Genomic DNA, 12,879 nt, shown 5'->3' on the forward strand with positions numbered 1-12,879 from the left:
AAAAGATTTTAAGCTTTGAAGACTTGTAACCTTACATAACCAGCTGAATGGGGAGGTTATCACCAAATGACTACAGACATTATTATCCAATCAAAATGCATTCCACCAAGTCCGTCCAATCATTGTATTAGTAGAGCTACATTAATGAGAACATTAAAACAAAGTCTAAACCATTCTTGCACACTTATTCATAGTGGAGCAGGGTATGGCAAAACAACAATCCTTACACAATTTCTACATGCACAATCAAGCACATTTTCCTGGTATAGTGTGTCGGAGGAAGATGATAATATATTGCCGTTTTTAAATCATTTATTTTTTAGTATCACACGAATTGTTCCGAGCTTCGGTCAAGAATTTGATGCATGGAATCAATTATCCCGTTTTCCGAAAATAGAGGAACTAAATCGTTGGTTCAAGCTATTTGTTAATAGTTTATGTGAAATCGAAGGGCAGATTTTAATTGTCATAGACGACTACCATCTAGTTGACCATGTATTCCATATTAATTATGTGATGGAAAAAATAATTGAATTTTCACCACCGAATGTACATTTTATCATCGCATCTAGAACGTTACCGAATTGGGATATTACGAGAAAATTAAAACTACAAAAAAAATTACTCGTTATTTCAGAAGGAGAATTGGCGTTTTCATCAGAGGAGATCGCTGTTTTTTTCGAGGATTACGGATCAGTGCATTTAACAGAAGAAGAAATATCGAAGGTTTTAGAAATTACTGAGGGCTGGGCAATTAGTATTTCTTTATTAGCTGAACAATGGAACAAGGAGACATTAGCTCATTGGCTAAATATCTCTACAAATGACCTTTTCACCTATTTATCGGAGGAAGTTTATTTTAAGATGTCTACATTCGAGCAAGAGGTATTATTAAAGCTGGCGATTTTCCCCTCTTTCTCAGAGGAGTTTATCACACAGTTTTATGGTTCGGAAATAGCAGAGGCGTTAAAACTGTTTGTACAACGACATTTATTTATTCAACCAATCACAAAGAATGGTTTATATCGTTTTCATGCCTTGTTCAGTCGATTTTTAGAGCTAAAATGGCAACAAAATACATCACAGTATATTGCATTGCATAAACAAGCAGCGTTGTATTATGTTAAACAAAACAATATACAAGCTGTTCTTCATCATGCATTTAAAACGAATGATCAGGATTTTTGTGGTGAGCTATTACAATATCATGCTGACAGTCTAGTTCGTGCTGGGCAATTTGAGTGGTTATTAGAAAAAATAAATAGATTTACAGTTGATGAAAAATCGGAATATTACAAATTGTATTATTTTGAAGGTGAATGCCACCGCTATCGTGCTTATTATGAAAGAGCGAAGCAATCCTATGAAAATTGTGCAAACATCGCAAAAACTAAGAATGATTATCTCTTTATGACGAAAGCACAAGCAGGTTTGGCACATATTTATCTTGATACAATCCAGCCAGCATTGGCAGAGCCGCATTTAAAGAGAGCATTAGAGTTAGCGAGTCATACGCCGTTAAACGAAGAAGAACTTCTCGAATTGCAACGTCAGTATGCAGAAAACTTGGTGAATTTAGGGAAGGCGAAGGGAGCACGAATTTTTACAGATGAGGTTGCTTTAACGGAGGAAGTGCTACAAAGAGCAAATGTTGACGTTCGAATATTATTAAGAACTGGGCAGCTTCTAGAAGCAAAGGAATTGCTGACGCAGAGATTGGAATTACCGCCACAGCTTGTCGCTACGCATAGAGAAAGTGAGTTGTTAGCATCATTTGTTTATGCGCTATTAGGGCTAGGGAAGGATGCTTGGTATGCTGCTCAGCATGGGATTCGTAGGGGGTTACGTGAAAAATCGGTTTTTATTGAGGCTGTTGGCTATATTCGCAAAGCACATGCTTTACTATTAGTAGATTTTCCTGATTACCCAGGAGCCTGTAATGCTTATGAGAAAGCCCTTACATTAATGAATACCATTAATATTTCTCGCGTAAAGGCCGAGCCATACATGGGATTAGCAATTGTTAAACATGCGCAAGGAGATATCATCTCTGCTAAAAAATATGTAGCACTTGGATTACGTGAAACAGAGCAAGTACAAGATGCATGGATGACTGCTATTATATTAATCGCTGAGGTTAAAATTATTATTTCTCAGCATGAATTTGAACGGGCGCGCCAATTATTAATAAAGGCACAGCGACTTTTCAACGACTGTGGCGATCAAAATGGTGAGATGCATGTACTATTCTTTCAATCTGTCATTGCCTTCAAAGAAAATAATCCTCAGCAATTCAATCATTATTTTCAGCTGTTTGCACAGTTATGTATCACAAATGGCTATGACTATTTTTTACAAAGGAAAACCATTCTTGGTCCACCGAATCGGATGATTTTTTATGAGCTTTTACAATTTAGTAAAAAATGTGATGGGGAAAATGCTGCTATTTTGACGATGCGTAGCTATTTTCAAGTTGAGGACAATATTGTTTATCCGAACGAGGAAGTGCAGGTGAACTTTTTAGGAAGTTTAGATTTTGTAAGAAAGCAACAAAAGCTTGAGGATAAAGAATGGCAGCGCGATAAGTCGAAGGAGCTTTTCGTTTATTTATATTGTCATCGTAATCGCTTTACGCCAAAGGAAGAGATTGCACAGGTATTATGGCCAGAGCGGAATGTTGAATCGCTAGACCGAGATTTTAAAGTTGTATTGAATACGTTATTAAAGGTTCTTGAGCCAAATAGAAATGCGCGTCAGGACAGCTTTTTCATTCAGCGAAAAAATAATATGTACCAATTGCAGCATATTCAATTTCTGCAAATTGATGTCGAACGCTTTCTTTATTTTTATGAATCAGGGATGGAGGAGTTCGATCCACAATTATCAAACGAATGGCTGCATCTTGCTGAAACGAGTTATACGGATGTTCTTTATGCTGAAAAAAAGCAGTTAGACTGGCTAATCCAAGATCGAGAAAAGCTTCAATCATTATATATTGAAGTACTGGAAAGATTAGCACAAAATGCGACGCGGCAACAAAATTATAAGCAAGCTATATTTTATGCTGAAAGAATGATTCGTGAGGATGCATTATGGGAAGAAGGCTATCGATTGTTGATGTATAGTTACTATCAATTACAAAACCGCTCCCTTGCATTAAAATGGTATGAAAAATGTGTGCAGCAATTAAAAAGTGAACTAAATACAACACCAATGGAATCGACGATGGTTGTTTATGATTTAATAATGGGCTAGTGTATATTTTGTGTAACAACCATTTTTTGTAATTATGGCCTCGTGAATTGGATTGGAGACTGGGCGACTCCTAGGAAAGCGTCCAGTCGGAACGGAAATCCACTTTATAATAATATTTGGAGGAACTACTATGTCATTTTGTAAGGTAAGTAAGGCGAATATTTATTTTGAAATAATTGGGAACGGAACACCGATCGTAATGCTCCATGGATATTCGCCAGATCATCAACTAATGAAGGGATGTATGGAGCCCGTTTTTGCAGAAAGAGAGGGCTGGAAACGAATTTATATTGACCTTCCAGGAATGGGTAAAACGACAGACTATGAAAAGATACATAACTCAGATGAAATGCTAGAGGCTGTAGTAGAACTAATACACACCTTAATACCAAACGGACGTTATTTATTAGTAGGAGAGTCTTATGGTGGATATTTAGTGCGTGGAATCATGAGAGAGTATCATGAACAAATTTTAGGGGCTGCGTTTATTTGTCCATTGATTATTCCTGATAAACAAGCTCGAACAGTACCCCCACAAAGCATTGTCTCGGCGGATAAAGCGTTTTTATCGACATTAACGAAACAGGAACTTGAAGATTTTAGCTCCCATTTAGTTGTTTTAGATGAATATAATTGTCACCGTTACACAAATGAAATATTGGCTGGTCAAAAAAATGCGGATGTGGAATTTTTAGAAAAAATCCAAAAGAGCTATAGTTTTTCTTTTCCTGTAGATGAGATTTCATTTGCTAAACCTTGCTTATTTTTGCTGGGCAAACAGGATTCCATGGTTGGCTATAAGGACGCTTTTGCCATTTTAGATAAATATCCAAGAGCAGCCTTCACAATTTTAGATAAGGCTGGGCATAACTTGCAAATTGAACAAGCGAAATTGTTTAATAGCCTTATGCATGAATGGTTGGATCGGGTAGAGGAATATATCGATTGAAATACATTTTAAGTAAAAGACAGAATGGAATCTTTTGAATAACTCACTTATTCAATAATTTCAAAGGATTCTTACTGTCTAATTTTTATCACTTATTTTCCTTAATGAAATTGATGAAGCATTAGCTTAAGAAAATAAGAATACAGGCGAATTTAAATCTTCATCTCCCTAACCAAAGAGCTGTATACCATAAAAAGTATGGCTACGAAAATACTAGGCACCATAATGAGTTTGATCTTAAAAAAAGTCCTTAATCGGTTTTAGTAGAAGGGATAGATGAAAATGGATATTAGGAAAATGCGATATTTCATGATGGTGGCAGAAGAATTGAATTTTAGTCGTGCAGCCGAACGTCTTAGGATGGCACAACCTCCTTTAAGTCAAGAAATTCGTAAATTAGAAGAAGAATTGGGAGTTCAACTTTTTCATCGAACGAAAAGAATGGTTGAACTTACGGATGCTGGGAGGATATTTTTAGAAGGATCTCAACAAACACTGCTTCAGTTAGAAAGAACCATAAAAGAAACACAACTCGCAGCTGAAGGGAAAATAGGGAGCTTAATTATTGGTTTTGTCGATTCCACAGAAATTGTTATAGAAGTTCTTAATAAATTTCGAGAACGCTTTCCTAAAATCCAACTTATATTACGTGAAATGACAACGGAGCAGCAATTAAAAGCACTTTATGAGAAACAAATTCATATTGGATTTATTCGTTCTAAACTGAATAATGGGATAATAACTTCTGAAGTTTGTTCGGAAGAATCTTTAAGATTGGTTTTACATCAAGATCACCCTTTCGCCTCATTACCCGAAATACCACTTCGATTGTTAATTGATGAACCATTTATTTTGTTTCCGCGTCATATGGGTCCAAATTTTTATGATTTAATTATTAGCTACTTTTGGGATCATGGTGTAAATTTAAATGTTGTTCAAGAAGCTATTCAAATGCAAACGATTGTTAATCTAGTAGCATCCGGAATGGGAGTTTCTGTCGTTCCATCATCGGTGGAAAGTTATAAACATCCTGGGGTTATCTATAAAAAAATCCAAGAGACTACACCAAAGGTAAATTTATATGCTGGTTGGAGAGAAGATGAAAAATCTGCAGTAGTAAATCATTTCTTAACAGTTGTTAGAGAGATGTATTCGATTTTGCAATTTGATCACCAAAAATAAAAGCCCATCCTAAAGGGGATGGGTAATACAATATTATTAACCTGTTTTACTTGGATCGTACTCAATTAAATCTTCTAATACTTTGTCAATCTGATTCATAATTTCAATGTCTAATTTGACACCAGAAGCGAGCGTATTCTCTCTTACCTGTTCTGGGCTCGAGGCACCGATAATTGCTGAGGAAACATTCTGGTTTTGTAGTACCCAGGCTACTGCGAGTTGAGCGAGGCTAAGATCAATCTCTTGCGCGATGGGTTTAAGCTTCTGAATAGCAGTGAGTACATTGTCGTTCATCCAACGTTGAGCAAGTTTATTAAAAAATGGTTTGCCAGCCAGAGAATTAGCACGCGATTGGGTTGGTACTGGTTGTTGGGGTAGATATTTTCCAGTGAGAACACCTTGTGCTAATGGCGACCATACTACTTGCCCAAGTCCCTCACGTTGACAGGTTGGTATAACATCGCTTTCGATAACTCTCCACAACATTGAATACTGGGGTTGGCTTGCGATGAACGGAATATTCAATTCCCGTGAAAGTGCTGCACCACGGGTAATTTGTTCTGCTGTCCACTCACTTACACCGATATAAAGCACTTTACCTTGTCTTACAAGATCTGCGAAAGCTAACATCGTTTCTTCAAGAGGAGTAGTTGGGTCAAATCTGTGTGCATAATAGACATCTATATAGTCTGTCTGTAACCGACGCAAAGATGCATGACAATTTTCTAGAATATGTTTTCGTGATAAACCTTTATCGTTTTGCCCATTCCCAGTCGGATGGCACACCTTCGTACATAGTTCAATGCTCTCCCGGCGTATACCTTGTAAAGACCTGCCGAGTACTTCTTCAGCTCTAGTTTCTGAATAAACATCAGCGGTATCGAATGTTGTTATACCGACATCTAGTGCAGCTTTAACACACTCTTTTGCAGTATCCTCATCTACTTTACCCCCATGATTTATCCAATTTCCGTATGCAATCTTGCTTATTGTTAATCCGCTATTGCCAAGTTTACTAAACTCCATTCTAGTCCCTCCTTTTAAAAGTGATATCTTCATTATAAAAAACAGATTTTAATATGGATAATACATTTTAAATAATGAATTAATATAAAATTTATATAAAACTACTGAAGAGGTTCGTTACTGTCGTTGCCGAAAAAGTAGCTCCCCACTAGGTATGCTACTTTAATGTATTTTCAAAAATGTTCCGATAAATCGATGAATCATTCCGATAAAATCTGAAATTGTTCCGATAAAACATAAATTTATTCCGATAAACTTTTTATCCCTGGAATTGATGATAAAAGGGCAGCTACTGAAAAAGCGGAAAGTAAATGACTTTAGAAATATCCCTTTGATCAAGTGAAGCGACGCAAACTATGAGTGCGGTCAGATAACGTGCATGTAGGTAGATGTCGTTATTTTTCGAAAGTTGGGTGATAAATTAAAAAAGTTGGTGGATAAATCAATAAAGTTGGTCGATAAATCGATAAAGTTGGTCGATAAACAATCAAAGTTCACGATAAATCTCAAAACTGTTTCGATAAACCCTCATCTCCGGAAAAAATCACACTTTCGTCGCAGAAAAATGAGCTCCCCTTTAGGGCAGCTCATTAAAGACTTTTTGTCGCTGCCGTTGCGCTACGCTGCACTTTCGCGACAAAGATAGTTGGCTCAGTAACCTGACCCAACTATTTTGTAACTAATTTGTAACTCCAGTTTTATATAGTGGATATAGCAACGAAAGCGCTTTCTTTTTAGCTTATTATGAAAGGGGATATGGGATGAAGAAGCATTGGTTATTTGTGCTTTTATTGATGTTGTCGATGTTGATGGTGGCTTGTAATTCGGATGGGACGAAGGATAGTTCAACGGATGGTAAGGCTTCAGAGGATGATACAAAGGGGACTACTACTGAAGAAGGAGGCACTATTAAAATCGGTGTGCTTGCGTCATTGACGGGTGCTCTGGAGTCGTATGGGAAACAAACCAAGAATGGCTTTGAATTAGGGATTGATTATGCTACAGGCGGTACGATGGAGGTTAATGGTAAGAAAATAGAAATTGTCTATGAAGATACTGAAACAAAGCCTGAGGTTGCGGTACAAAAAGCGACAAAGTTATTAGAAGATGACAAGGTTGATTTCTTAGTAGGTTCTTCTAGCTCAGGTGATACGCTAGCCGTCCTACCACTTGCGGAAGAATACCAAAAGATTATGGTGGTGGAGCCTGCGGTAGCGGATAGCATTACGGGCTCAGAATTTAATAAATATATTTTCCGTACAGGTCGAAATTCTTCTCAGGATGCTTATGCAGCAGCGGCAGCAATTGCAGGGAAGGGTGTTAAGATTGCAACATTTGCACCGGACTATTCTTTTGGCTGGGATGGGGTAAAGGCGTTTAAGACAGCTGCGGAAAAGCTAGGTGCAGAAATAGTTTTAGAGGAATATGCAGATCCAGCAGCGACTGACTTTACATCCAATTTGCAAAAAGTAATTGATGCAAAACCAGATTATTTATTTGTTGTATGGGCTGGCGCAAACTCACCGTGGAATCAAATTGCAGATTTAAAAATTCAAGAAAAGGGCATTAAAATTTCAACGGGTGCACCAGATATTATTGCATTGAAATTTATGAATCCATTAATCGGTATGGAAGGGTTCTCTGTTTATTATCATACGTTACCACAAAATGATGTAAACAAATGGTTAGTAGAGGAACATAAAAAACGCTTCAATGAAGTTCCAGATTTATTTACGCCTGGAGGCATGTCTGCAGCCATCTCAATTGTAGATGCTCTGAAAAAATCAGATGGCGATACGGATGCGGAAAAACTAATTGGCATTATGGAAGGGATGTCATTTGAAACACCAAAAGGAACAATGACTTTCCGAAAAGAAGACCATCAAGCATTACAGTCGATGTATTCTATTCGTCTAGAAAAACAAGATGGTGTAGATTATCCGGTACCAGTGCTAATTCGTGAGCTTAGCCCTGAAGAAACGGCACCGCCAATTATGAATAAGTAAAATTACGAGACAGAAATTTTTTCTGTCTCTCTTCACCCACTTTCAAATGAGAATGGGTGAAGAGAGATGGAAGTACTAGAAAGGAGAATACGATGGAACCTATTTTACGAACAGAAAACTTAACCATTCGTTTTGGCGGACACACAGCTGTCGACCATGTGAATTTTAATATGCCGGAAAAGCATTTGAAGTCAATTATTGGACCAAATGGAGCTGGAAAAACAACCTTCTTTAATTTGCTAAGTGGAGAGTTAAAGCCGACTGAAGGGGATGTCTATTTTAAAGGACAATCACTTGCGCAAAAATCAGCTATTGAAAGAACACGAATGGGGCTAGGGCGCTCTTTTCAAATTACGAATGTTTTTCCGAACTTGACCGTTTTAGAAAATGTCCGTTTAGCTGTGCAATCCAAGGAAAAAGTTCGTTATCAATTATTTCGCCATTATAAAAGCTATAAGGCGATTACAGAAAAAGCGGAAGAGCTATTATCACTTGTCTTGCTTGACAATAAAAGAGATGCCCTTACGACAATGCTGTCCCATGGGGAAAAGAGAAAGCTTGAGATTGCAATGCTGTTAGCACTTGATACGGAAATCCTTTTACTTGATGAACCAACGGCAGGCATGTCCTTAGAGGAGGTGCCAACGATTTTAGAGGTGATTCACACTATTAAAAATCAAGGTGATAAAACCATTCTCCTCATTGAGCACAAAATGGACATGATTCTAGATTTGTCGGACTCGATTATGGTTCTATTTAATGGCCAGCTCCTTGCGGATGGAACACCAGGGGACATCATGAAAAATGAAACCGTACAAAATGCATATTTAGGAGGTCTTTACGATGAGCACCTTACTGAAATTAAATGATGTCCACACACATATTGGTCAATACCATATTTTGCAGGGGGTTAATTTTGAGGCAAAGGAGGGGCAGGTAAGTGTGCTGCTCGGCAGAAATGGTGCAGGCAAAACTACCACTTTAAAAACGATTATGGGGTTAACGCCTGCTTCAAAGGGCGAGGTAGAATTTCGCTCACATTCTATTAAAAAAAGCCCGACCTATAAAGTTGCAAAATTAGGGATAGGCTATGTACCTGAAAACCAAGGTATTTTTGCAGATTTAACTGTAGAGGAAAATATGAAAGTGGCCATGCGCAAAGAAGATACAGCTACTTTAGAGCGACAAACTTATGTGCTGGAGTTGTTTCCTGATTTAAAGAAATTTTGGAAGAAGGCTGGTGGACATCTTTCTGGTGGTCAGAAACAAATGCTGTCCATGGCACGGGCATTTATCAACGATAGTAAGTTAATGTTGATTGATGAGCCTTCTAAAGGACTGGCGCCAATAGTGGTAGAGAAAGTGATGGAGGCCATCGTTGAAATGAAAAAACAAACGTCTATCATTCTTGTTGAGCAAAACTTTATTATGGCGAGCCGAATTGGCGATACGTATACGTTGATTGATGATGGCAGAACAGTTCATTCGGGCAAAATGCAAGATCTTATCCATCATGAAGAACTAAAAAGAAAATATCTTGGAATCGGATAAAGGTGGTGTATTTTATTGGAGCTATTCGTCAATTTAGTCATTAATGGCCTAGCAACCGGCATGTTAATTTTTTTACTGGCAGCGGGTCTGACGTTAATTTTTGGATTAATGGATGTTTTGAACTTTGCTCATGGTGGTTTATTCGTTTGGGGGGCTTATGCGGGGATCTTTACGTATGTGTTCACAGAGAGCTTTCTAATTGGTATTGTAGGTGCCGTCGTAACAGGAGCTTTGTTGGGACTTATTACAGAAAAATTAATTATCACACCTGTGTATGGCAATCATATTCAGCAAATTTTAATTACATTAGGGCTAATGCTTGTGCTACAGGAGTTGATTAAAGTTGTTTTTGGTCCAAATGGTGTGGCAGTGAAAACACCGAGCTACTTAACGGGTAGCTGGGAAATTGGAGACGTTATTATCATAAAATATCGATTATTTATTATTGTAGTAGGTTTTATCATTTTCGGTATTTTCCAATACATGTTAAAGAAAACGAAGATTGGACTAATCGTTCGGGCTGGTGTACAGGATAAAGAAATGGCACAGGCACTAGGCATTCATATAAAGCGGGTATTTTTATATGTCTTTATGGTTGGTGCGGCACTAGCAGCGCTAAGTGGTATGTTAATGGCTCCGTATTCAGGTGTCATCTATGCGGAAATGGGCATGGAGTATGCAATTTTAGGCTTTATCGTTGTCGTAATTGGAGGAATGGGCAGTTTTTCAGGCTCGCTCCTGGCAGCTATATTAGTCGGTTTAGCAGGTAGCTTTATGGCTTATTATGTGCCAGTGCTTTCGCTCGCGGTCAATATGATTTTAATGGCCGTTGTCTTAATCTTCCGACCACAAGGTTTATTTGCTATGAGAAAGGAGAGATCGACATGAAAAATAAGCTTTCATTAAAGTATGTAGGCTTTCTCCTCATGCTGGCAATATTAGTGCTTCTCCCTTTCGTCAATGATTCAAGAACGCTCATGATTTTATTAACGCAAATCTTTATTTTCGGTATTTTAGCGATGAGCTATGACATTCTCCTTGGTTATACAGGTATTGTCTCGTTCGGGCATGCTATGTTTTTTGGTATAGGTGCCTACACATCGGCTGTCATGCTGAAACAAATGGAGCCAACACTCTCAACATTTTTATTATCTATCGTCGTTGGCGTGTTGCTAGCTGGCTTCATTAGCTTTTTAGTGGGCTTACTGTCACTTCGATTAAAAAGTCATTTCTTTGCGATGCTGACATTAGCCTTTTCGGGACTATTTTTAGTAGTGGCAGAAAAATGGCGTTCTGTCACATACGGCAATGATGGTTTTACGTTTAGAGCACCTGAAATATTTAGAGATAGAATGACGTTTTATTTCTTCGTACTTGCATGCTTAGTCGTTATTTTTCTTGTGCTGTATCGTTTCGTTAACTCGCCAACGGGTCGAATATTAATTGCAGTTCGGGAAAATGAACAACGAACAAAATCATTAGGCTATAACACTTTGCACTATAAAGTGATTGCATCGATTGTGGCAGGTACCGTTGCAAGCTTAGCAGGCTCCTTATATGCTGTGTCACTACGATTTGTCAATACGAGTGTGATGACAATGGACATTACACTAGATGCATTATTAATGACGATTATTGGCGGTGTGGGTACATTAGTTGGACCATTACTAGGGTCGGCTGTTATTGAATATGCACAGCATGCACTTTCTGGGTTAGCTCGTGATTATCCAATATTTGAACGTTGGATTATCTTCTTTGGGATTCTTTATATTTTAGCTGTTATCTTTTTCCCAAAAGGAATTATTGGATCACTGCGCCTGATGTTTTGGAAATGGCGATTAAAGCACAAGGAAAAAGACCAAACATCGGTTGCCCCGTCGCAGGAAAAGGAGCGATTTGAATGACAGTAGGCATTGTAAGTACAGGAATCTATATTCCGCAAACGAAAATGACAGCAAAAGAGATTGCGAGGCTTTCCAATATTCCAGAGGATATTATTCGACAAAAAATGGGTATCTATGAAAAGCCTATTCCTGGTGAGCACGATCATACGGTTCAAATGGGTGTATGGGCAGCGCAGGACGCTATACGCAAGGCTAATATCGACCCGAAGGACATTGATGTTGTGATTTATATGGGTGAGGAGCATAAGGAATATCCCTTGTGGACTGCCTCGATAAAAATGCAGGAGGAGTTAGGGGCCGTAAATGCTTGGGCATTTGATGTGCAATTAAGGTGCGGCACGACCATTATGGCACTAAAACTAGCGAAAAGCTTAATGGCTTCGGATGATACTATTCATACTGTACTCCTAGCTGGTGGCTATCGAAATGTTGATTTTATCGATTACAGCAATCCTCGAACACGCTTTATGTACAATTTAGCAGCTGGTGGTGGCGCTATCCTTTTACAAAAAAACTATGGCAAGAATCATTTATTAGAGGCGGATATTATGACGGATGGCTCGTTCTCAGAGGATGTAGTTGTGCCTGTCGGTGGTACAAAAAAACCTTTGACGCCGGATGATTTAGAGAATAATTTGTATCAGCTAGATGTGATAGATCCAATTGGGATGAAGGAGCGCTTAGAGCAAAAATCTTTAAGCAATTTTTTGAAGGTAATTCGAACATCCTTGGCGAAAAGTGGATTAACTGAGGGGGATATTAGTTACTTAGCGATGCTTCACATGAAAAAATCTGCTCATGATTATATTTTAAATGAACTCGGCTTAAAGCAGGAGCAGTCTATATACTTGCAAGATTATGGTCATATCGGACAGATTGACCAAATATTGTCGTTGCAGTTGGCGTTAGAAGAAGGGCGTATCCACGATGGAGACATCGTCACACTTGTAAGTGCAGGTATTGGCTATGTGTGGGGAGCTATTACTATTAGATGGGGATAAGGGGG

Annotated in this window: 10 protein-coding genes; 9 read left to right on the forward strand and 1 reads right to left on the reverse strand. The window is 38.2% G+C overall.

Annotated elements, in window-relative coordinates; genetic code table 11:
• Positions 1–66 precede the first annotated feature (66 nt).
• From ACZ11_RS07935 to ACZ11_RS07945, 3 genes are all read left to right on the forward strand, one after another.
• The gene (locus ACZ11_RS07935; RefSeq protein WP_049665113.1) at positions 67–3,255 is read left to right on the forward strand and encodes a BTAD domain-containing putative transcriptional regulator; all 3,189 of its coding nucleotides are present in this window, start codon (positions 67–69) and stop codon (positions 3,253–3,255) included.
• A gap of 130 nt (positions 3,256–3,385) precedes the next feature.
• Complete coding sequence (locus tag ACZ11_RS07940; RefSeq protein WP_049665115.1) at positions 3,386–4,204, forward strand: alpha/beta fold hydrolase; 819 nt, start codon at positions 3,386–3,388, stop codon at positions 4,202–4,204.
• 282 nt (positions 4,205–4,486) lie between these two features.
• Positions 4,487–5,386: a LysR substrate-binding domain-containing protein gene (locus tag ACZ11_RS07945; RefSeq protein ID WP_049667118.1), complete on the forward strand. Its 900-nt coding sequence runs from the start codon at positions 4,487–4,489 to the stop codon at positions 5,384–5,386.
• A 36-nt stretch (positions 5,387–5,422) separates the two neighbouring features.
• On the opposite strand, the gene ACZ11_RS07950 is transcribed toward ACZ11_RS07945, so the two are convergent.
• Positions 5,423–6,412, reverse strand: a complete 990-nt coding sequence (locus tag ACZ11_RS07950; RefSeq protein WP_049665117.1) for an aldo/keto reductase family protein — start codon at positions 6,410–6,412, stop codon at positions 5,423–5,425.
• 761 nt (positions 6,413–7,173) lie between these two features.
• On the opposite strand from ACZ11_RS07950, the gene ACZ11_RS07955 reads away from it, so the two are divergent.
• The 6 genes from ACZ11_RS07955 (at position 7,174) to ACZ11_RS07980 (ending at position 12,874) form a co-directional block, all read left to right on the forward strand.
• Positions 7,174–8,418 (forward strand): substrate-binding domain-containing protein, encoded by a 1,245-nt coding sequence (locus ACZ11_RS07955; protein ID WP_049665119.1) that lies wholly within the window; start codon positions 7,174–7,176, stop codon positions 8,416–8,418.
• Between the two features lie 92 nt (positions 8,419–8,510).
• On the forward strand, positions 8,511–9,287 hold the full coding sequence (locus tag ACZ11_RS07960; protein WP_049665120.1) for an ABC transporter ATP-binding protein: 777 nt from the start codon (positions 8,511–8,513) through the stop codon (positions 9,285–9,287).
• A complete protein-coding gene (locus tag ACZ11_RS07965; protein WP_049665122.1) occupies positions 9,262–9,969 on the forward strand; it encodes an ABC transporter ATP-binding protein in 708 nt (235 codons plus the stop codon). Before ACZ11_RS07960 ends, ACZ11_RS07965 begins: the two co-directional genes overlap by 26 nt.
• 15 nt (positions 9,970–9,984) lie before the next feature.
• Positions 9,985–10,857 carry a branched-chain amino acid ABC transporter permease gene (locus tag ACZ11_RS07970; RefSeq protein WP_049665123.1) on the forward strand — a complete coding sequence of 291 codons (873 nt, stop codon included), beginning with the start codon at positions 9,985–9,987 and terminating at the stop codon, positions 10,855–10,857.
• Complete coding sequence (locus tag ACZ11_RS07975; RefSeq protein ID WP_049665125.1) at positions 10,854–11,873, forward strand: branched-chain amino acid ABC transporter permease; 1,020 nt, start codon at positions 10,854–10,856, stop codon at positions 11,871–11,873. Before ACZ11_RS07970 ends, ACZ11_RS07975 begins: the two co-directional genes overlap by 4 nt.
• Entirely contained in the window at positions 11,870–12,874 is a 1,005-nt protein-coding gene (locus tag ACZ11_RS07980) for a 3-oxoacyl-ACP synthase (protein WP_049665128.1), read from the forward strand. Before ACZ11_RS07975 ends, ACZ11_RS07980 begins: the two co-directional genes overlap by 4 nt.
• Positions 12,875–12,879 lie beyond the last annotated feature (5 nt).

Origin of the sequence: Lysinibacillus xylanilyticus, from assembly GCF_001183605.1 — a bacterium.
In the GTDB taxonomy this organism is placed as follows: Bacteria; Bacillota; Bacilli; order Bacillales_A; family Planococcaceae; genus Lysinibacillus; species Lysinibacillus xylanilyticus.